Here is a 21,203-nt window from a genome sequence, read left to right as displayed (position 1 = left end):
CGAAGGGCCCGTTTTTTATGCCAGCAAAGGCGTGGTCGCCATAAAATTCTGCAAATGTTCCCAGTTCACCACGCCAGCGTCGGAGCCTAACCCGGTCGCGACCAGGGCAGCAGTCGCAGACGCTGCCCGGCAGGCTTCGTCCTCCGAAAGCCCCCGAGCCAACGCGGCGATAAATCCGCCGCAATAGCTGTCACCGCAGCCGGTTGTGTCGCTGGCAATCACTTTATAGGCCGGGAAATGCCGGGTCTTGTCACGGCTGAATAGCCAGGAGCCGCGCACGCTGTCTTTAAAAATGCAGCATTTCGCTCCCAGCGCCAGGAAGAAATCCGCAATCTCTGCTGGCGCCTGTCGCCCGGAGATAAACGCGGCTTCTTCAAGCGCGGGCATAAAATAGTCCACATGTGGCAACAGCGGGCGTAGCAGCGCCAGCGTATTTTCATCGGGTGCGATTAAATCGAAGCTGGTGATGACCCCCCGCGCTTTCGCCGCGGCCAGTAAACCAGCGCTCTGGCCGGTATCCATGGCCGCAAGCAGCCCGGTGCCGCCGTGGTGAAGATAACGCGTGTTCAGCACCCGATCAAAATCAGCCTCATCGACGTACAGCTTGTCGGATGCGCCCCGGCAGTGCAGCGCAGGCCGCTCACCGTTCGGGCGAATGGGTAAAATTGTCGCCGACGTCTCTGTTTGCGACGTGCGCTGGATCAGCGAGCAGTCAATCCCCAGGCGGCGATAGCTGCCCAGAATAAATTCGGCTTTTTCGTCTTCTCCCAGGCAGGCAACGGTTGAAGTGCGAATCCCCAGTTTGGCAGCATTCACCAACGCCCCGGCGGCGGTTCCCGCCGGGTTGAGGCGAATTTGCTCGATAAACTGCACACCACCGCCCGGTGGGATCTCCACCACCGGGCGACCAGCAATATCCAGGATGGTCAGACCCACGAAAACAGCGTCAAATTTGCTCATAGTCCCTCAACGGTGTTGCTGGCGCAGACGCGCCTGCCAGAATGAAACGGCCAGCGCCACCACCAGGATCACGCCCACCAGCGCATCTTTCACCAGATAGTTCAGCCCCATCAGGTTAAGCCCGTTATCAATAATCGCGAGGAATAACACGCCGCCAAGAGTGCCGCCCATGCTCACGCGTCCCTGCCGCTGGAATGCGGTGCCGATAAACACGGCGGCAATGGCATCCATCAGATAGGACTGCCCGGCGAGCGGCGTGAACTGACGCAGGTTGGCAGACAAAATAATGCCGCCCACGGCGCACATTGCCGAAGCGGCAATCAGCACCCAGAACAAGGTTCGCTTATCGGCTATCCCGGCAATACGGGCGGCCTCGCTGTTTTGACCAATCGCGCGCACTCGCTTCCCAAACAGCGTCCGCTCGGTGAGTAGCCAGGCGGCGAGCCAAACCACCAGCACGATAAGCACCGACGTGGGGATCCCCCAAACATTGCCCACCGCCAAATCGTGGTATTCCGGGGCCATGCGCCGCCAGGAAATCGCCCCGCCGCCGTCGGTGTAAATGCGCTCGGCACTGCTGGCAATAAACCAGGTGCCGAGCGTTGCCAGAAACGGCTTGATGCGACAGGCGAGGATAAGAAAAGCATTTACCAGGCCTATCACCACACCGCCCAGCAGGGCGCACAGCACCGCCACCTGCCAGGGAAGCTGCCAGGTTTTGAGCGCAATCAACGCCAGCATGGCGCCAAAGTCGATAGCCACGCCGACGGAGAGATCGATCGCCCCGGCACTGACAATCAGCGTCATCGCCAGCGCCACAATCAGCAGAATGGCGCTGCCCTGGAGCAAATTGCTCCAGTTATCCAGCGTCAGGAAGACCGGATTAGACCAGCTGAACAGGGCAATGAAAAACAGCGTTACCAGCGCAAAACCCGCGCGCGACAGCCAGGCCAGTGGTTTTCTCCCGGACTCACCGACCGGAAGCGTTGCCGCCAGAGCAGAAAAAACTTTCATTATTTATTGGCCCCTTTCTGCTGCAGGGCAGAAGCCGCCAGCACCACGAGAATCAACACGCCTTTGATAGCGCCTACCCAGAAAATATTCACCCCCAGCAATCCCAGGCCGTTAGACAAGGCGTTCACCAGGATAGCCCCCAGCAATGCCCCCCAAACGGTGACCACGCGGCGGCGCGAAAACGCCGCGCCAAGGAAGGTAGCCAGCACCGTTTCCATCAGCAATGGCGTAGCGGTTCCGCTGGAGCTGCCCGAGCCCTGTGCGAGCAGCGGGAAGACAGCCAGGCCCGCCGCAACGGCGGCGATAAGCCAGGACGCGAGAATAAGCCGGGGTACGTTAAGCCCGGACATCTGGGCCATATCTTTGCTGCCGCCCGTCGCCTGCAAATGCTGGCCAAAGCGGGTGTGATGCAGCACAAGCTGGAAGCCAACGAACACCAACAGCAGATAAATCAGCGCATAAGGAATACCCAGTACGCTACCGTCGCGAAACGCCACCATCATCGGGTCACTGACGCCGATCCGGCGCTGCCCGGTAAGCAGGTCGGTCAGGCCGGTAAAGGCCACCGAGGTTGAGAGCGTTGCCAGCAGAGGTGGCAGCCCGGCGACCAGCACCAGCAGCGCGTTGATCCCCCCGCACAGCAGACTCAGCGCTGCCACCAGCAGCAATAACAGCGGCCACGGCGTCAGCCACTCGGTCATGCCCAGGCTCAGCAGCGCCACGCCGAAAACGGCAATGGCCGGTAGCGAGAGATCGATCCCCCCAGAAACAACGTCATCTCCCCCGGCCGCAATCACACAAACAAGGCCAAAACTCAGGATCGCCAGCGGGACGCTTTGCACCAACATCAGGCTGATGTTCTGCCAGCTAAGGAACCAGGGTGATTGAATGCTGAGCCAGACCAGCAGGCCGACAAACAGCAGTAGCGGGAATTTTTCAAACAACACAGCGGAACGGCGCGCGCCGAAACGGCGAATTTCAGTACTCATAGCGAATGTTCCTGCCCACCGTTAATCGTCGCCAGCAGCGCATCAAGCGTCAGCCCCTGGGTAGCTAAATCCGCCACCAGCGCACCGCGCCACATCACCAGAATGCGGTCGCACAGGCCAAGCAGTTCGGTTGCGTCGCTGGAAGAGACCAGTACCGAACGCCCCTGTTCGGCAAGCTGGCGAGTGCGCTGATAAATATCGCTACGTGCGCCAATATCGACGCCGAGCGTGGGTTCATCGAGAATAAAAAGTCGTGCCTCGGTGCCCAGCCAGCGGGCAAGAATCACCTTTTGTTGATTCCCTCCGCTCATGAAGCGCACCGGTAGCGCCGGGATAGCAGGGCGAATACTCAGCCGCTCAATCCAGTCGCGGGCTTTTTGCAGCGCCCTGGTGCGGTGCTCCCAGCCAAACGTTGCCGTATCCGGCAGCGAGGCAAGGTTGATGTTATCGGCCGCCGAAAACGGCAGGATCAGCCCCTGATGTCGTCGGTCACGAGGCACCAGCGCCATACCGGCCCGGATAGCCTGCCGCGGCGACCGGATACGACGCGCGCGCCCTTCTATGACGATCTCGCCCTGTTTCGCCGTATTCAGCCCGTAAAGCGTATCCACCAGCACATCACGCCCTGCGCCCAGTAAGCCCGCCACGCCAACAATTTCACCCGGGCGGATCTCAAAGCTGATGTTCTGCAACTGCTGTCCGTCTGAAAGCCCGCGAACGGAAAGCAGCGGCGTTTCGTTCACCGGGGCATTAGCTGCGTGCTCACGCGGGGTATAAAGCCGGTCGATTTCTCTGCCGACCATCATATGAATCACGGCATCGGTATTCTGCAGCACTTCGCGATCCGGATAACCCACCACTTCTCCATTGCGCAGCACGGTTCCGGCATCACACAGCGCGGCGATTTCATTGAGGTAATGGGAGATGTACAGAATGGCGATGCCCTGCTCTTTAAGACGCAGGATAGCGTCGGACACCAGGCTCGCCTCGTGCGCTTCAAGCGGTGCCGTAGGCTCGTCAAAGACCACCAGTTTTGCCGCACCGTCGATCAGCGCTCTGGCGATTTGCACCAGCTTGCGCTCGGCCAGGCTCAGTTGCCGGATCAAACGGTCGGGGTCGAGATCCAGTTGCCAGGTATGGAGGAAAAAGTCTCTCGTCGCCTGCCGCATACGCCGGCTGTCCAGCAGCCCGCCGGCATGGCGGTATTCCTGCCCCAGGAACACCGATTCAGCCACGGTAAAGTGAGGGATCAGATTGAGCTCCTGGTGAATAACGCGTATCCCCTGAGCCTCAATCGCCGCGGGCTTACCTAGCGGAAGCGCGACGCCATTTAGCGTGGCCGTCCCGCCGTCCGCCTTGTAAACCCCGGCAAGAATTTTGATCAATGTGGATTTGCCCGCGCCGTTTTCACCGATAAGCCCGTGAATTTCCCCCGGGCCTATCGTCAGGGTGACCGCGTTTAACGCGGTCACATTGGCAAATCGCTTACTGATGCGGTCCATCACCAGACCGCGTTGCGTTTTTGCAGCGTCCACTACTTCAGCTCACCGTAGCCCAACTTTTTGTACACCGCTTTGGCTTCATCCGGGCCTTTCACCGGGATAACCGGAATAAAGGTCTGGATCGGCAGCTTCTGGCCGGCGAAGTAACGCGCCACGTTTTCGGCAGAAGTCTGGCCAATCAGGTGCGGCTGCTGGGCGACGTTGGCCACCAGCGGACTGTCTTTTTCCGCCATGATTTCCAGCGTTTCCGGGCCGGCGTCGATGGCGGTAACCTTCACGTCTTTATCACGTCCGGTCTCTTCCAGCGCCTGCACGATGCCGATAGCCGGCTGGTCCCAGCAGGCGACATGGATAGCATCCAGCTTACCCTTCGGGTATTGGCTAAGTAACTCAAGGGTTTTCTTCCGGGCATCTTCCGGCGAGTTAGCAAATTGCTCTGCCAGCTCCGGCTGAATAATTTTAATGTCCGGGTAGTCTTTCAGGACATATTTCCATTGGTCATAACGTATGCCGCAAATGCGTAATGAATTAGAGAACGCATTAAATACCGCGACATTACCTTTGCCGCCCAGTGCATCAGCCATATAACGGCCAATAGTTGAGCCCAACGTGTAGTTGTCAGATGTCGTGTTATTCACGGAATACTGAGAAACATGGTCGACGGTAAAAACGGGAATACCGGCATCGCGCAATGCTTTGAATTTAGGCTCCACGGCACTGTCGCCCAAAATACTGATTACGGCATCCACCTTACGGGACAGCAGAATATCGTGGTTATTAGCATGCACCTGGTTATCCCTGCCGCCATCAACGCCGATAACCTTGCCGCCCAGTTTTTCCACTTCTTCGGTCGCGCCCTTATAGGCTTCTCGATCCCAGAAATGCTGAGTGCCCACGACGGCAACGCCGATTGTTTTCCCCTGTAATGACAGCGTGTCTGCGGCGAACGCAACACCCGATGCCAGTGACATCAGGCCAACGGCGGCAGACAAAAGTCTTTTTTTACCCTTCATTGCTATAGTTATCCTGTATTTATTATTCACACTCGCGCCTGATGATCCGGGTTTCAGCCTCGCAGCCAGGGCTTATTCCGCTACGCTTATTTGAAGCAATAAACGTCCCGAACACCCTTGCCCTTCGGCAAAAAAATGACCATTAAGCGACAGCATGACAACAAGCATTATCAAGCCAAAATAAAAAATAGATATATCTTATACTTTCATAGCAATGTCATTAAGTCACTTCAGAATCTGGATATTGAACATGAAAAAAATGCATGTAAAACATATCACAAGAAAATAATTCAACCACACTAAAGGAAAGGCTTAATTATTTTTTCTCAAAAATAAAACCTCGCGAAAATAATATTAAAATGCGATATATCCTCCCCTCATAATTAGAAACACTGCCAGCCGATATAAATGAAACAGCATTCGCTATAGTTTTGCCCATTTACCTGATTTTTCATCGTGAGATGAATTTCCTCTTTGCTGGCACCTCCTCGTATGATGCCGCTTTAGCCCTATCGAAAACGCATGGTATAAGCATGAAAGCGGAACATCAGCTGGCGGTAATGCACTGGGGAACCTACCAGGTCACCACCGAGGGCGATCGTATCGCCGCCATTTCCCCCGTATCCTGGGACAAAAATCCCTCCCGCATCGGCCAGTCTCTGGCGGATTCGGTCACCGGGAATACACGGATTCGCCGCCCGGCGGTTCGCCTGGGTTACCTGCAAAACGGCCCCGCCTCTCGCGAAGGCAGAGGCAAGGAACCGTTTGTGGAGGTGAGTTGGGAGCAGGCGCTGGATCTGCTGGCACGGGATCTTCGCTCGGTGCAGGAGCGCTTCGGCAACGAAGCGATTTTTGGCGGCTCTTACGGCTGGGCCAGCGCCGGGCGCTTTCACCATGCCCAAAGCCAGCTGCATCGCTTCCTGAAAGCCTTCGGCGGCTATACGGCCAGTACAAATACCTACAGCAGCGCGGCCGGAGAGCGGATCCTGCCACATATTCTTGGCCCCTTAAGCCCTCTGCATAAACAACATACTCACTTCTCCGTGCTGGCAGAACACTGCGAAATATTTGTGGCTATCGGCGGGTTGCCGCTTAGAAATGCTCAGGTAAACGGCGGCGGCGCAAACGATCACATGCTGAAGCACTGGCTTGAACGTCTTGAGCAAAATGGCGTGCAGTTCGTGAACATCAGCCCGGTACGAAACGATCTCAGTGCCGTAGAAAGCGCCCGCTGGCTGGCGATTCGCCCCGGCACAGATACCGCGCTACTGCTGGCGCTCTGTCATACGCTGATCGCTGAATCCCTGCACGACGAGGCCTTTATCGACGGCCATACCGTTGGCTTCGAACAGCTGCGCCGCTATCTGTTCGGCGAGCACGACGGCGTGCCCAAAACCGCAGGCTGGGCGGCAAACATCACCGGAATTGATGAGCAACAAATCTTAACGCTGGCCCGAACCATGGCGGGCAAGCGCACCATGATCAACATTTCCTGGTCTATTCAGCGCGCCCGCCAGGGGGAACAGGCCTATTGGGCAACCGTGGCACTGACTTCCCTGCTGGGCCAGATTGGAACGCCCGGCGGAGGCCTGGCTTTTGGCTACGCCTGTACTAATCTTGCGGGTGCCCCTCGCGTGCCTTTTTCCGGCCCTCGCCTTCCCGCCGGGGAAAACAAAATCAAAACGGCAATTCCCGTGGCTCGCCTGTCGGACATGTTGCTTCACCCCGGTGGTGAATATGAATTTGATGGCAAGCTCTGCCGCTATCCCGATATTCGCCTCGTCTATTGGGCAGGTGGCAACGCTTTCCATCATCACCAGGATCTCAACCGTCTGGTTGAGGCGTGGCGCCGCCCGGAAACCATCGTTGCCCACGAGCAGTACTGGACGGCGCAGGCGAAGTTTTCCGACATTGTGTTACCGGTGACCACGTCCCTTGAGCGCGACGACATTGGCAGCGGTAGCCACGACGGCTTTATGATTGCCATGCGCCAGCAAATACCGGCGCAGGCTGAAGCTCAGGATGACTACACCATCTTCTGTGGGCTTGCGAAAAGACTGGGGTTTTATGAAACCTTCAGCGAAGGACGTACCGCAGCTGACTGGTTGCCGCATCTGTATGAATCCTCAAGGGAAAGAGCGCAGGCAGATGGTGTGGAGCTACCGCCTTTCGACACCTTCTGGGAACAAGGGAAACTGGAGTTTACACCTCCCGCTAAACCACAAATTTTCCTGGCTGATTTCCGCGCAGACCCGGGGCGTTTTCCCCTTTCCACGCCGTCGGGAAAAATCGAGCTTTATTCAGCGACCGTGGCCGGGTTCGGCTACCGGGAATGTCCGGGCTTTCCGTTCTGGGATGAAGAAGAGGCGGCTTATCAGCAACAGCAGGCTAAGCAGTGGCCTTTACATCTGCTTTCCAGCCAGCCACGCACCCGACTGCACAGCCAGTACGACCACGGTAGCGTAAGCCGGGCCACAAAAATTCAGGGACGTGAGCCGCTCTGGATGCACCCAACCGATGCGCAAAAACGCGGCATTCAGGAAGGGGAAGTGGTAAAGGTCTTCAATGGCCGGGGGGCAATTCTGGCCGGCGTTCACCTCAGCGACCAGATCCTGCCGGGGGTGGTTCAAATCTCGACAGGCGCGTGGTATGACCCGCAGGATCCTTCCACGCCAGGCTCGCTGGACAAGCACGGTAACCCGAACGTATTGACCGAGGATCGCGGTTCTTCGCGCCTCGGTCAGGGCTGTAGCGCCCAAAGCTGCCGGGTGGAAATAGAAATTTGGCGCGAAGCACTCCCGCCGATTACCGCGTTTGATCCTCCCGCATTTGTGGCCTGAGAGCCAGGTATAGGTACAACGCCGGTGGCTCTGCTGGCGTTTTAACGCTTAATCAAAGTGTGCAAATGTTGCAGGGTGATGTCATCCGGCGCCATCTTCAGCTCGTGGCGAAGAGAAACAGCGAGGTGGTATTCAGCCTGACTAATAGGTACATCCTCTTCACTTAAATAATCGCAAATCGTTTCAAAGGCCAGACCTGTTTCATTGTAATCCACATAATCAATTGCAAACTGGAGACGTTCGTTATCCAGCCGCCCCCGAAATAGCTCGCCAAATTTTTTGACTCTGCTATCCAGGCCCGGCATCACCTGTGTGAACACTTTTTGAATGAAAAAGGGCTCCATCAGCTGTTGGAAATCAGATCTCTTATTACTTTTCATAAAAATCCTGCAAATTTGCCGCGAGCGTCTCTTTCAGGAAAGCAACGCAGGCGCTGACCTCGCGGGAGGCTTTATTTATTGGCGGATAAAGCAAATAGGCGCTAAAAGACGGCACGATATAGCCCGGCAGCAGCGCGACAAGCAGGCCATTTTTCATCGCTTGTTGGCATACCGGATACTGCAGCACGCCAATCGCTTCCCCCGCCCTCAGCATCGTGTAGAGCGGCCGCCAGTGATTGGCGCTGAACACCACGTTTAGACGGGCGCTAACAACTTGGTTATTTTGCGAAATAAGCGGCAGACGACTGTCGTTAAACAGGCCGGAAACTCGCGCAAAGGCGTGATGGATCAGCTCATCCGGAGAGGCTGGCGTACCGTTTCGCACCAGATAATCTGGCGAAGCAACCAGCACCCGCCGCACATCACCCAGCGGATGCGCCACAAAATCGCCCTCACCGGGGTCGCCAAGTCTGAAAGAAATGTCGACGCCCTCCGTAACCGGATCGACGACACGGTCATTCAGGACCAGCTCGATATTTAGCTCGGGGTGTTTTGCTCTCAGCTTTAACAAGGCAGGCATCAGGACTTCTTCCCCCGCGCCATAGGGCGCCGCGATACGAATCAGCCCTTTTAACGCCACCCGCTCATCCACAACCGCCAGGGCAAGATCTGCCGCTGAAATCGCGACTTTACTGCGCTCATAGAATAAAGCGCCGCTGTCGGTCAGGGACATTCGGCGCGTGTTTCGCCGCAGCAGACGGGTGCCAAGGTGAGCCTCCAGCCGCTCTATCCTCTCACTCACCGCCGGCTGTCCGATGCCGATATCGCGCGCGGCGGCGGACATACTGCCCCGCTCCACCACCCGCACATAAATTCGCATTGCCGCCAGAAGATCCATGACCTGAGTATATTGGTTTTTCCGATAGATGAAAGCAGTGGCAGGCACCTACTGCCCCAGCGTGATTTTGGTAACACTGAGGCCTGATGTTATTTACAGCGCTTATCAAGCGCGATTATTAATCAGGAGAATCATCATGACAGAGATCAGACTTTATCTTTTCCAGTCCGGCACTCAGCGCTGTAAGTATCACGATATCAGGATGAATCAGGGTGAAGGGAGCCACTATGAAATCCCCGTCCCCTGGTTTCTTCTGACTCACCCAAAAGGCCACACCATTATTGACGGCGGGCTGGCTTCGGAAGGCCTGGCCGATCCTCGAGCCTATTGGGGAGATGCGGTCGAACATTACCAGCCGTTGATGACCGAAGAACAGGGATGTGTGGCTCAGCTAGGCGCGCTGGGCATTCAGCCCGAAGAGATTCGTTATGTATTACTTTCTCACCTGCACGCTGACCACACGGGCGCGATTGGGCGCTTCCCAAACGCCCTGCATATCGTGCAACGGCAGGAATACGATTATGCATTTCAGCCGGACTGGTTCACTGCAGGCGCCTATTGCCGCAAGGATTTTGCCCGCCCAAACCTGAACTGGCAGTTACTGGATGAGGACGGTTTTGATGTGTATGGCGACGGGACGCTGCGCTGCATCTCAACCCCGGGGCATTCGCCGGGGCATCAGTCGTTCCTGGTGACGCTCGCCAGCGGCCAGGCCTTCACGCTGGCGATTGATGCTGCCTATACGCTGGATCATTTTTATGACCGGGCGCTTCCAGGCTTGATGACGTCTGCCAGCGACGCCGCACGTTCGGTAGCAAAATTGAGGCACCTGACCGAGCGCAACGGGGCAAGGCTGATTCCCGGCCACGATCCCGACGCCTGGCCGCAGTTTACCCTGGCTCCGGCGTGGTACGAGTAATTCAGGTTTCATCTTCGCTCAGCGGCACGGGCAGGTTTATCGTCATCAGCAACCCGCCTGCGGCAGGCAAGCTGGCGCGGATATCCCCTTGATGCGCGTGACAGATTTCTCTGGCGATAGATAGCCCCAGCCCGCTGCCGCCTGAATCTCTTGCCCGCGAACGCTCGCCGCGCGTAAAACGCTCAAAAATATGCGGCAGATAATCCCCGGCGACGCCAGGCCCGGTATCAAGAAACTGGATTTCAATGCTCTGCTCAAGATGGCGAAAACAAATGGACATGCGATCGCCCCTGCTGCAATAGCGAAGCATATTCTCAATGATAATGGTGAAGACCTGTCCCAGACGGGCTTCATCCCCCGAGTAATAGAACTCATCTTCCGCTTCAACCGTAATGGACATACCGGCCGCTTCCAGCTGGGGTTTTAGCCATACGATCCTCTCGTTCAGGACCTCAGAAAGCGCGAATACGCTGCGATGGAGCGAGAGCTGCCCCGCGCTCGCCAGGGAAAGGAGATGCAAATCATCGGTGAGGTGACTGAGGTTTTTCAGCTGCGTCATCACCATGTTTAACTGTTTCTCATCGGCCGGAAACACATTATCGATCATGCCCTGCAGCCGCCCCATAGCCGCGGTGAGCGGAGAGCGCAGTTCGTGTGCGGCGGCCACATGCGCGGCCTTAAGTTCACGTTCGTACAACGCCAGTTGGCTAATCATTTTATTGAAGTTGCTGGCAAAGCGAGTCACCTCAGCCGGGCATTCATCCACCCTTTTCGCCTGCTGATTAAAATCCCCTTGGGCAACAATCTCTGCGACGTCCGTCAGGCTGCGAAACTGCGCGGCAAGCGGGCGTGTGGCCCGTAAACAGCTGACGATAACAAACGGGGTCGCCATTGAAATAAAGATGAACAGCCAGCCCCAGTTAAGCGAGCTGATGGAGGGTGTGCTGTATTCGATTCCCCAGCGGGCATCCACAATTTGATGAAAACGGACAATGTCTAAATCAGGATCCGCCCGCAGCGTCAGGAACTCCTGGTAAGCAGCAGGCGACATATGATGCACAACCCAGTAATACTGAACCGCGTAGATACTCCACATCGCCAGCACAATGAAAAACAGTACGCTAACGGCAACCACGATGATACGAATCGATATCCACAGCAGGAGCGATTTGCTTTTTTTGTTTTTCATGGTTTGCAGAACCTGTACCCGATGCCGCGCACGTTCAGAATCAGATTATCAATTCCCGCCGCCTCAAGCTTTTTCCTTAAGTTGTAGACATGCGTGTCCACCACTCGCTCCAGGGCGTCGCTTTCCGGGAGACACTTTTCAAGCAGAAACTGGCGGCTTAGCGGCCTCGTGGAGGCACGCATTAGCGTTTTCAAAATAGAGAACTCGGTAAGCGTTAAATCCAGACGTAACGGGGAAGCCCCCTCGGGCAACACCTGTGCCACCATATTGGTAACATCAACTTCCAGTGGGCCCCAGCGTAAAACATCCTCTTCGGGGAGTTGGTTAGCCTGAGTGCGTCTGAGCACGGCCTGCACCCGGGCCATAACTTCACCGGGATTATAGGGCTTAACCACATAGTCATCGGCGCCATACCGTAAAGCGCCGATCTTGTCATAGGGTTCGCCCATCGCGGTGATCATAATTACCGGGGTATTGCCCTTCCGCCTGACGGCAGCAAGAATTTCCGTGCCGTTCATCCCGGGGAGCATGACATCCAGCAAAATAAGATCGGGCCTCCAGGTTAGCACCGTGTTCATGCCTGCCAGGCCATCACCTGCCACCGAAACGCTATAGCCTTCGCGCTTTAGATAGGCCTCTAACACATTTGCCGCATCGGCGTCGTCTTCGATCACCAGGACCCGTTTATTTTTCATTTAATGTTACCTTGACAGTTTCTTCACAAATCCCTGGTTGTTCATTGATAAGCCACCAGCATAATCCTTTTACTTACTGAGTGAAGTATGCACAAAAATATAAACACCTGACGATGAGAATCATTATGTTAACGAAGAAAAGCATAAAATACATAATCGCGCCGCTGCTAATTTCCGGTATTTCATCCGCGTATGCAAGTGAATTTAATTCTGATGAAACCATGACAACCTTTGGTCTTGGAGCTATATCCTCGCCGCGATACAGCGGGGCTAACGAACAAAGCACTGCTATTATTCCACTGATACATATTCAGACGGGTAATATCTTCTTTGATTCCATGAATGGACTTGGCATTCATCTTCAAAGCGATAATGGATTATATTTAGAGCCAACGCTGGGTTATGATTCTGGCCGCACAGATAAAAATTCAGGCTGGCGAAAAGGTTCAAATAAACTTAAAGGCATGGGTGACATTTCCTCCACGGTCAACTCAGGTATTGCCCTGGGCTGGGCGGCAGTTCCCTGGCTAGTTTTTGAAGGAAAAACCACGCTACCGTTAAACGATGGCCAGGGCGTATCTTATTCCACCTCGATTAATTACATTCCTGTAATGGATGAGGATAATACGCTGACATTTCAGGCCAGCGCGTTGTTCGGCGATGCTCGTTACATGAATACCTGGTATGGGGTTAATGAGCAGCAGCACAGCCGTTCAGGTTTCTCGCGCTACAGCAGCGCCGGTGGGTTTTACGGCACGGACACCAGCCTGACGCTGACCCATCAGTTTAGCGAGCACTGGGGAGGCTTGATTAGCCTGGGTTACGCCTGGCTTAATAAGAAGGCATCCAACAGCCCCATCGTCATGAGAAAAGACGGCACGACCGGCATGCTTGCCATCAATTATACCTTCTGATCTCTTTTGCCATTATTTATTCATTAAACCAGCTAACCGAAGCACCGTTATGAAGATCGCTCTGACGATGATTTTCATCTTCGTGGCATTTTTCCCTTCGACGGGAGCCCACGATTTTAGAACGTGCTTTTATGGAAATAGTAATTTTCACACCGGCAATGAAACATGTATTAAATGCGTACACTCAAAGTATTATAAGAAACCATTCGCGTATAAAAACAACATGACACATTGTGACTTAGCGAAAACAAAAAACATCAATAATTATATTTCACCTTACTATCTTCGCCACTTTATTAAATCACTCCTGAGGTGATGACCGCGTAAAAAAACTTATCAACATTGAGAGATAACAACATGAAGATTTCAGAAAAAGTGATCGACACCATCACCGGATGGATTGACAAAAACATTCACCACAGATTAAGAATAGAAGATGTTGCCCGTTATTCTGGCTACTCCAAATGGCACTTCCAGAGAATTTTTTTATATTACAAAGGCGAAAGCATAGGCCGGTACATCAGAATCAGGAAATTGCAGCTGGCGGCACAGGATCTCAAAAACACCAGGGAGCGGATCGTAGACATTTCAGCGAAGTATGGCTTTGATTCACAGCAGAGCTTTAACCGGCTTTTTACCCGCAGCTTTAAGATGTCTCCCGGAAACTACAGGAAGGCTAAAGGTTCAGAAAGCTGAGCCTGTTCGCACAGAAAAGCTGCCCCGAGATGGTCGCCACCATATACGGCAGCTCTCAGGCTCAGCTTTCTGAAAGACCCGGGATTAATATGCGCTGCGACACGCATTTGGTTTGCTGCGGGAATAAAAAGCCCGACCGAGGTCTGGCTATTAATCGTTTGTGTTATTCTCAGGCATTGTTCGCAAGGAGGCGTAAATGCACATAAATACCAAGGTCAGAATTGCAACGCTTATCTGTCTTATGGCTGCATATGCCATAGCCCTTCCTACAATGGCTCTTTTCGCAGACTTACTCATAGCTGGTGGTATCGTTGACATATGGAAAGGATCGTACTCATTTGCCGGCCTGCTCAGTTTTCGAAAAATTCTCTATCTGAAATTAGCCGCGCTGGGGGCCGTACTTGGATTTTTCTACTGGCTGTTTTTCTATAGCAGATATAAGCATTACGATCCTTTAGATAAATATTTCAAGTAGCTATTTAAGACACTGCTGCCTGATGTAGTCCTGCAGGCAGTTAACCTGGCCGGTCACTGTTCCGAGTCGCTGTCTGAGAATGAAATAATCCCTCAGCGGAGTCTGTCGTTCCAGGACCGGTGGCATCATTCATGCCGGGCTCGCTGGGGATGGTAAGCACTGGCTGGCAGGTGACGTTGAGGCGCAGCCGCTTATCACCAGCAAAAACGGCGGCGAGCAGCTCTTCAATAGTGCTGATTTGCATCGGCCAGTATTTCGAGTCCCGCGCCGCAACATCGCGCTGGCGGGTCTGCATGCCATTGATCGTTTGCTGGCATTGTTTGCCAACAGCCCCGCATCATCAGACCGTGCTCCAGAACGGCAGGAACTTGAGTGTCTTCAAAAAAACACACATTTCTGCAATTTAGAAATACCCATTTCCAGAAATTACAACAGGTGGTAAGTTGCAAATTCTGAATGGAATAACTGCCGCGGAACTTCAAGGATGAAAAAATATTCATACCCCTATCTGATGTCTGTCACGGTTTTATGCCTTACTGTCATTTTTCTTCTTGTCTGGTGGCATGTATCCATCTGCAGAGCTACGTTTCTGAACTCACTCGCATATCGTTACGCCATTATTGCCTCTGTGACTGTCTCGTTCTTTATCACTGTGTTTCTGGTGAGCAAAGGGATGGTGAAAAGTGGCGGGCTTAATGTTTATATGAAAATTTTTGGTGGCATGAGCATCTTGCTGTTAATGCTCTCATTTTTTCCGGTTGTGACAATTACATACATTTTACCTGGCACATATTCATCTTATTCAGCCCCATACAAGTATACTTCCGGCAGCTCTAAAAATTGCTCTGGCGCTTATGTTGACGATCCCGACCTGGATACCAATATTAGAATTTGTTACCCCTATGGCAATTACAAATATGGCAACATAATCTACATTGAAAAACGAAGTAATTCTTTGGGGATGGTCGTAACCTACGCCGAAACCTCCTGGCAGGGTTATGATTAGCCTGTCGATTTCAATCACTACTACAAGCAATTGCTTTTTTAATAGGTCGCCTATTTCCCCTCAGCCACGGTGAGCCCTCTCCAGTGAGGGGATATAAAATGCCGCCCTGTAGCGACCGAGGCTTTATCTCCTCAACCGGCAGGGTGTGTCACTATCCCCGCCATCCGAAAATTCACGCTCATCGACCGGGACGTTTATATCCCCGACGAAGATTACCTGGCTGTGTACGAATGCGCCGCCCCGGCGATCCAGGTGGCCATGGAGATTTCATATCTTTGCGTCGCGCGCGAAGGCGACGTACTGGATCTGCGGCTCGCAGACATCAGGCATGAAGGGATTTTTATTGAGCAAAATAAAACGGGTAAAAAGCAGATCAAGCAATGGCCCCCTCGCCTCCGGGCGGCGCTTGACCTGGCTATTGAGAAGTTGTCCGGAAGGTCTGCGGCTGGCTTTCTGATTCGTGGGCCATCAGGCGGAGCCATGCATAAGAAAACGTTCAACACCTGGTGGAATAAGGCAAAGAAAGCTGCAGCGATAAAGTTGGGTCGCTCCGTTCCAGGAACGTTTCACGATATCAAAGCGAAGGCCATTTCAGACTACGAAGGGAGCAGCAGGGGCAAGCCACTTTTCTCTGGCCATAAAACTGAAAGTCAGGTGACGACGTATGGCCGCAAAGTGAAAATTTCACCAACGCTCGCGGCACCGGTGCTGAGCCAAACAGAGGGATAATGAGGGAGCTGAAGGCAAGAATATACCAAGTGAATATACCAACACTGTACCAACAGCCCAAAACAAAAAGGGGCTGCCTTTCGGCAACCCCTTAGAATGTTGGCGGAAGCGCAGAGATTCGAACTCTGGAACCCTTTCGGGTCGCCGGTTTTCAAGACCGGTGCCTTCAACCGCTCGGCCACACTTCCAACGAGGCGAACTATAAACATACCCATACTTCATGTAAAGCATGATTTTGTTCAATCGCCTGAAATTTCATCACATTTGTGTTATTTGCCTGAAACAGCAGCAACATGCTCAGTTTGAAGCCGCTTTTTCTGCCCTCCAGAGAGGGCAGCGTCGGCATTAGTGTTTTTTGATGTAGAGATCCTGGGTTAAATATTTGCCCAACGTGCTCGGGGCGTACCCTCCCACGTAAGGTTTCACCAGTTGAACTTTCACATAGTGATAGATAGGGATAGTCGGGACGTCTTTCGCAAGAATGTCTTCGGCCTGCTGATAGTACTTAGCACGTTCTTCCAGGCTGGTGGCCTGCGAAGCTTTGGCAATAATCTCATCGTAAGCAGGATTGCTGTATTTGGAACTGTTCTGGCTATCGCCAGTACGGAAGTTGTTCAGGTAGGTCGCCGCATCATCGTAGTCGGCAATCCAGCCGTAGCGCACCAGGTCGTAGTTGCCAGTGCGTTTAGTATCCAGCATGGTTTTCCATTCCTGGTTTTGCAGCTTCGCCTCAACGCCGATGTTTTTCTTCCACATCGAGCTGGCAGCAATGGCAATACGCTGGTGAGATTCAGACGTGTTGTATAGCAGGTTGAACTGCAGTGGATGCTTCTCATTGAAGCCTGCTTCTGCCAGCAGTTTTTTTGCTTCAGCAATACGCTTGTCGTGGCTCCAGCTGCCGTACTCGGCAGGTTTAAGATCAATACCGCCGATTTTAGGCTGGCTAACCAGCCACGCAGGCGTTTGCCCCTGCCCTAATACTTTCCCGGCGATGATGTCTTTATCGAGCGCCAGATTTAGCGCCAGGCGAACGCGTGGGTCGTTAAATGGCGCCTTAGTGGTATTGAACTCGTAATAGTAGGTGGACAGGTAAGGCGTGACATGAACCTGATCCGGGATCGTTTTTTTAAGTGAGGCGAAGAGCGTTTCCGGCACGGTAGAGGTGATATCAATCTCGCCCGCTTTATAACGGTTGATATCTGCAGTACCGGAAGCTATCGGCAAATAGGTGACTTTATTGATCACCGTATGAGCATCGTCCCAGTACTGCTTATTACGCTCACCAACAACTTTTTCGTTCACCACCCACTGAGAGAGTTTATACGGGCCGCTGCTGACGAAGTTGGCAGGCTGGGTCCATTTATCCCCAAATTTTTCTACCGCAGCTTCGCTCACGGGCACCATAGAGGTGTGGCCGAGCATCAGCAGGAAAACTGAAGTTGGCTGATCCAGCGTCACCTGAACGGTGTTGGCATCCAGCGCCTTCACGCCCAGGCTATCGACCGGCTTTTTGCCTTCGGCAATGTCATTGGCATTTTCGATATGCATCGTGCCCGGATAAGTCGCGTAAGGGGAGCCTGTTTTAGGATCGACTAAGCGTTTCCAGCTCCAGACCACGTCCTGCGCGGTGATAGGTTCACCGTTAGACCACTTGATGCCCGGGCGCAGATGGAACGTCCAGACTTTGTTGTCCTGGTTTTCCCATTTTTCGGCCAGATGAGGCTCGATAGAGCCGTCGTTTTTGACGCGAATCAGGCCGTCAAAAAAGTCGCCGATAATATTACTTTCAACGTCGCTCTCCACTTTGTGAGGATCCAGCGATGCCGGTTCACTGCCGTTGTTACGTACCAGCTCCTGTTTGGCTGCAAGCTCGGTTCCTGGCGGAACCTCTGCTGCCCATGCGCTGGAAATAGCGCTGAGCAGACCCAGAGCAACCAATGATTTTGAAAATGTGTTGTTGTTTGCTTTCATGACCTACGCCTTATTGATGTTATTTAACGACGGTACGGCTAACACTCTTAGTCGGCTTTAGGTAATAAAGCAATATTTTTCAGCCACCTATAAGTGGGTGTTATGGCATTAATTTTGTACAGTGTGATAAAGTGCACGAGGTAAAGATGGGTAAAAAGGCTTTTGTCTAATAAAGGCGGGCATTATGCTCATGACCATAAAACACCTGTAAAAGAGAGAGTTTTAGAATGGATCGCATTATTACCTCCTCGCGTGACCGTTCGTCACTGCTCAGCACCCACAAGGTGCTACGTAATACCTATTTCCTGCTGAGTTTAACGCTGGCGTTTTCAGCGTTGACGGCAACCGCCAGCACCGTATTGATGCTGCCATCTCCAGGGCTAATTCTGACGCTGGTGGGTATGTACGGTCTGATGTTCCTGACCTACAAAACCGCTGATAAACCAGTGGGCATTCTGTCTGCATTCGCCTTCACCGGCTTCCTGGGCTATATCCTTGGGCCAATGCTGAATGCCTATCTGTCCGCCGGCATGGGGGACGTTATTGGTCTGGCGTTGGGTGGCACCGCACTGGTCTTCTTTAGCTGTTCCGCTTATGTGCTGACAACCCGTAAAGACATGTCCTTCCTCGGCGGCATGCTGATGGCGGGCGTGGTGGTGGTGCTGATTGGTATGGTGGCTAACATCTTCCTGCAGCTCCCGGCTCTGCACCTGGCGATTAGCGCGGTGTTTATCCTGATCTCTTCTGGTGCCATCCTGTTTGAGACCAGCAACATCATTCGCGGCGGCGAAACAAACTACATCCGCGCGACCGTCAGCCTGTATGTTTCTCTTTACAACATCTTCGTTAGCCTGCTGAGCATCCTTGGTTTTGCCAGCCGCGACTAACTGATGCGGTAATCCCCAAAAGAGAATGCCTTGTGCATTCTCTTTTTTTTGCCCTCAATCCTGCCGTATTCCGCCCTTAAGCCCACAGAGAAAATTTGCTACACTTCGCCCGATTTGACGTAAATAGCGGATAACTATGTTGACCTTTGAAGGCAGAGAAATAGAGACAGACGCCGACGGCTACCTGAAAAATAGCCAGGAATGGAGCGAGCCGCTGGCGGAAGAGATTGCCGCCAAAGAAGGCATTACCCTGGCGGTAGAACACTGGGAAGTGGTTCGCTTCGTACGCGACTTTTACCTGGAGTTTAATACCTCCCCGGCCATTCGCATGCTGGTTAAAGCCATGGCGAACAAGTTCGGCGAAGAGAAAGGCAACAGCCGCTACCTTTATCGCCTGTTCCCGAAAGGCCCGGCCAAACAGGCCACAAAAATCGCTGGCCTGCCAAAACCGGTGAAGTGTATCTAGTAGCGGATGCCAAAGTTGATCCATTCGCGTTCGGGTTGATGCGGTTCAGTCAGAACTTTATCAACCCTGGCGCTACGTGGCCCGCCGGCTTTTAGCCACGCCAGCAGCTTTTCAACCTGCTCCGCCTCTCCGCAGGCCACCACCTCCACGCTGCCATCATCCAGGTTACGGGCATAGCCGGTTAAGCCAAGCTTTTCGCCCTCACGCTGAGTGCTGTAACGAAAGCCCACGCCCTGAACCATGCCGTGTACCCAACACTTCACGCACTGCTTGTCTGAGTTCACCTTTACCTCCCCTGACGCTCAACTTGCTCTCAGTTTAACAAACCACAGCGTTTTTTCTTTGCAGGCACCCTACACAGTGAGGCTTTTAACGTGAATAAATTGCAATTAGCGGCCCTAAACCGGAAAATGGCGCCCATTTCTTAGCGAAGCAGCAAATAAATTATGAGCGTACGTTTAGTGTTAGCCAAAGGGCGCGAGAAGTCGTTATTGCGCCGTCATCCATGGGTTTTCTCTGGGGCTGTTGCGCGCCTGGAAGGCAAGGCCAGTCTCGGTGAAACGATTGATGTGGTGGACAGCCAGGGCAAGTGGCTCGCCCGCGCGGCCTGGTCCCCTGAATCACAGATCCGCGCCCGCGTCTGGACCTTCAATCAGGATGAGAGCATTGATATTGCCTTCTTTACCCGCCGCCTGCAGCAGGCCCAACAGTGGAGAGACTGGCTGGCTAAGCGTGACGGACTGGACAGTTACCGCCTGATCGCTGGTGAATCTGACGGCTTACCGGGCGTGACAATCGACCGGTTTGGCAACTTCCTGGTGCTGCAGCTGTTGTCCGCGGGCGCAGAGTATCAGCGTCCGGCCCTGGTCGCCGCCCTGCAGTCTCTCTACCCTGAGTGTTCTGTTTACGATCGCTCAGATGTTACCGTGCGTAAGAAAGAAGGCATGGCTTTAACTCAGGGGCCTGTCAGCGGGGAACTACCTCCTGCCCTGTTGCCGATTGAAGAGCACGGCATGAAGTTGTTGGTAGACATTCAGGGCGGGCATAAAACAGGTTATTACCTCGACCAGCGAGACAGCCGTTTCGCCACTCGCCGCTACGTGGATAATAAACGCGTACTGAACTGCTTCTCCTACACCGGCGGTTTTGCCGTTTCTGCGCTGATGGGTAATTGCAGCCAGGTGGTGAGCGTGGACACCTCCCAGGATGCACTGGATATCGCCAGAAAAAACGTTGAGCTGAACAAGCTTGACCTCAGTAAAGCTGAGTTTCTTCGTGACGACGTGTTCAAACTATTGCGCAAATACCGCGACCAGGGCGAGAAGTTTGACGTCATCGTAATGGACCCGCCTAAATTTGTTGAAAACAAAAACCAGTTGGCGGGCGCGTGCCGCGGCTATAAAGACATCAACATGTTAGCAATTCAGTTACTGAACCCTGGCGGCATTCTGATGACATTCTCTTGCTCCGGGCTGATGACCACAGATTTATTCCAGAAAATCATCGCCGATGCCGCCGTAGATGCCGGGCGTGATGTACAATTTATAGAGCAGTTCCGTCAGGCGGCCGATCACCCGGTGATCGCAACCTACCCGGAAGGGCTGTATCTGAAAGGGTTTGCCTGTCGAGTCATGTAGCTTGAAAAGGCGAAAATTGCCCG

21 protein-coding genes, 1 tRNA gene and 1 pseudogene are annotated in these 21,203 nt (G+C 53.5%); 10 read left to right on the top strand and 13 right to left on the bottom strand.

The genetic code is table 11. The annotated features are described in order from the left end of the window. Window positions 1-15: 15 nt before the first annotated feature. From VW41_07575 to VW41_07555, 5 genes are read right to left on the bottom strand one after another with little or no spacing between them, the layout of a single operon-like run. Complete coding sequence (locus VW41_07575; GenBank protein AJZ88897.1) at window positions 16-960, bottom strand: kinase; 945 nt, start codon at window positions 958-960, stop codon at window positions 16-18. Between the two features lie 6 nt (window positions 961-966). Next, window positions 967-1,974, bottom strand: a complete 1,008-nt coding sequence (locus VW41_07570) for an ABC transporter permease (protein AJZ88896.1) — start codon at window positions 1,972-1,974, stop codon at window positions 967-969. Then, window positions 1,974-2,963 carry a membrane protein gene (locus VW41_07565; GenBank protein AJZ88895.1) on the bottom strand — a complete coding sequence of 330 codons (990 nt, stop codon included), beginning with the start codon at window positions 2,961-2,963 and terminating at the stop codon, window positions 1,974-1,976. The genes VW41_07570 and VW41_07565 overlap by 1 nt, the downstream gene beginning before the upstream one ends. Next, window positions 2,960-4,465, bottom strand: coding sequence for a sugar ABC transporter ATPase (locus VW41_07560; protein ID AJZ91896.1), 1,506 nt, complete (start codon window positions 4,463-4,465; stop codon window positions 2,960-2,962). Before VW41_07560 ends, VW41_07565 begins: the two co-directional genes overlap by 4 nt. Window positions 4,466-4,497: 32 nt before the next feature. Next, complete coding sequence (locus VW41_07555) at window positions 4,498-5,478, bottom strand: ABC transporter substrate-binding protein (protein ID AJZ88894.1); 981 nt, start codon at window positions 5,476-5,478, stop codon at window positions 4,498-4,500. A 533-nt stretch (window positions 5,479-6,011) separates the two neighbouring features. On the opposite strand from VW41_07555, the gene VW41_07550 reads away from it, so the two are divergent. Further along, window positions 6,012-8,318, top strand: a complete 2,307-nt coding sequence (locus VW41_07550) for a biotin transporter BioY (protein AJZ88893.1) — start codon at window positions 6,012-6,014, stop codon at window positions 8,316-8,318. 41 nt (window positions 8,319-8,359) lie between these two features. Here the strand turns inward: VW41_07550 and VW41_07545 are convergent, their stop codons facing one another. After that, window positions 8,360-8,623: a hypothetical protein gene (locus tag VW41_07545; GenBank protein ID AJZ91895.1), complete on the bottom strand. Its 264-nt coding sequence runs from the start codon at window positions 8,621-8,623 to the stop codon at window positions 8,360-8,362. A gap of 64 nt (window positions 8,624-8,687) precedes the next feature. Next, a complete protein-coding gene (locus VW41_07540) occupies window positions 8,688-9,578 on the bottom strand; it encodes a LysR family transcriptional regulator (GenBank protein ID AJZ91894.1) in 891 nt (296 codons plus the stop codon). 154 nt (window positions 9,579-9,732) lie between these two features. Between VW41_07540 and VW41_07535 the strand changes: the two genes are divergently transcribed. Continuing rightward, window positions 9,733-10,515 (top strand): beta-lactamase, encoded by a 783-nt coding sequence (locus VW41_07535; protein ID AJZ88892.1) that lies wholly within the window; start codon window positions 9,733-9,735, stop codon window positions 10,513-10,515. A 1-nt stretch (window position 10,516) separates the two neighbouring features. On the opposite strand, the gene VW41_07530 is transcribed toward VW41_07535, so the two are convergent. Together VW41_07530 and VW41_07525 are read right to left on the bottom strand one after the other, a co-directional pair. After that, entirely contained in the window at window positions 10,517-11,704 is a 1,188-nt protein-coding gene (locus tag VW41_07530; protein AJZ88891.1) for a BaeS, read from the bottom strand. Next, the gene (locus VW41_07525; GenBank protein AJZ88890.1) at window positions 11,701-12,399 is read right to left on the bottom strand and encodes a chemotaxis protein CheY; all 699 of its coding nucleotides are present in this window, start codon (window positions 12,397-12,399) and stop codon (window positions 11,701-11,703) included. The genes VW41_07530 and VW41_07525 overlap by 4 nt, the downstream gene beginning before the upstream one ends. 125 nt (window positions 12,400-12,524) lie before the next feature. Here VW41_07525 and VW41_07520 point away from each other — a divergent pair, with 125 nt between their 5' ends. The 3 genes from VW41_07520 (at window position 12,525) to VW41_07510 (ending at window position 14,484) form a co-directional block, all read left to right on the top strand. Next, window positions 12,525-13,313 (top strand): MltA-interacting MipA family protein, encoded by a 789-nt coding sequence (locus VW41_07520; protein AJZ88889.1) that lies wholly within the window; start codon window positions 12,525-12,527, stop codon window positions 13,311-13,313. Between the two features lie 357 nt (window positions 13,314-13,670). Beyond that, on the top strand, window positions 13,671-14,009 hold the full coding sequence (locus tag VW41_07515) for a transcriptional regulator (GenBank protein AJZ88888.1): 339 nt from the start codon (window positions 13,671-13,673) through the stop codon (window positions 14,007-14,009). 196 nt (window positions 14,010-14,205) lie between these two features. After that, on the top strand, window positions 14,206-14,484 hold the full coding sequence (locus tag VW41_07510; protein AJZ88887.1) for a membrane protein: 279 nt from the start codon (window positions 14,206-14,208) through the stop codon (window positions 14,482-14,484). Here VW41_07510 and VW41_07505 read toward each other — a convergent pair. After that, a pseudogene (locus tag VW41_07505) lies at window positions 14,485-14,791 on the bottom strand (hypothetical protein). A gap of 177 nt (window positions 14,792-14,968) precedes the next feature. On the opposite strand from VW41_07505, the gene VW41_07500 reads away from it, so the two are divergent. Then, on the top strand, window positions 14,969-15,490 hold the full coding sequence (locus VW41_07500) for a membrane protein (GenBank protein AJZ88886.1): 522 nt from the start codon (window positions 14,969-14,971) through the stop codon (window positions 15,488-15,490). A gap of 258 nt (window positions 15,491-15,748) precedes the next feature. Beyond that, window positions 15,749-16,219, top strand: coding sequence for an integrase (locus VW41_07495; GenBank protein AJZ88885.1), 471 nt, complete (start codon window positions 15,749-15,751; stop codon window positions 16,217-16,219). Window positions 16,220-16,319: 100 nt separating this feature from the next. Here the strand turns inward: VW41_07495 and VW41_07490 are convergent. Together VW41_07490 and VW41_07485 are read right to left on the bottom strand one after the other, a co-directional pair. After that, window positions 16,320-16,407, bottom strand: a tRNA-Ser gene (locus tag VW41_07490). A gap of 157 nt (window positions 16,408-16,564) precedes the next feature. After that, window positions 16,565-18,190, bottom strand: coding sequence for a peptide ABC transporter substrate-binding protein (locus tag VW41_07485; protein AJZ88884.1), 1,626 nt, complete (start codon window positions 18,188-18,190; stop codon window positions 16,565-16,567). Window positions 18,191-18,417: 227 nt separating this feature from the next. On the opposite strand from VW41_07485, the gene VW41_07480 reads away from it, so the two are divergent. Continuing rightward, complete coding sequence (locus tag VW41_07480; protein ID AJZ88883.1) at window positions 18,418-19,077, top strand: membrane protein; 660 nt, start codon at window positions 18,418-18,420, stop codon at window positions 19,075-19,077. A 136-nt stretch (window positions 19,078-19,213) separates the two neighbouring features. Beyond that, window positions 19,214-19,543: a sulfur transfer protein TusE gene (locus tag VW41_07475; protein ID AJZ88882.1), complete on the top strand. Its 330-nt coding sequence runs from the start codon at window positions 19,214-19,216 to the stop codon at window positions 19,541-19,543. On the opposite strand, the gene VW41_07470 is transcribed toward VW41_07475, so the two are convergent. After that, on the bottom strand, window positions 19,540-19,785 hold the full coding sequence (locus tag VW41_07470) for an acylphosphatase (protein AJZ88881.1): 246 nt from the start codon (window positions 19,783-19,785) through the stop codon (window positions 19,540-19,542). The genes VW41_07475 and VW41_07470 overlap by 4 nt on opposite strands. A gap of 204 nt (window positions 19,786-19,989) precedes the next feature. Here VW41_07470 and VW41_07465 point away from each other — a divergent pair, with 204 nt between their 5' ends. After that, the gene (locus VW41_07465) at window positions 19,990-21,180 is read left to right on the top strand and encodes a 23S rRNA methyltransferase (GenBank protein AJZ88880.1); all 1,191 of its coding nucleotides are present in this window, start codon (window positions 19,990-19,992) and stop codon (window positions 21,178-21,180) included. Window positions 21,181-21,203 lie beyond the last annotated feature (23 nt).

It is taken from the genome of Klebsiella michiganensis, from assembly GCA_000963575.1.
Lineage (GTDB): Bacteria > Pseudomonadota > Gammaproteobacteria > Enterobacterales > Enterobacteriaceae > Cedecea > Cedecea michiganensis_A.
The sequence above is the reverse complement of the archived record's forward strand: the minus strand, read 5'-3'. Positions and strand labels throughout refer to the sequence as shown.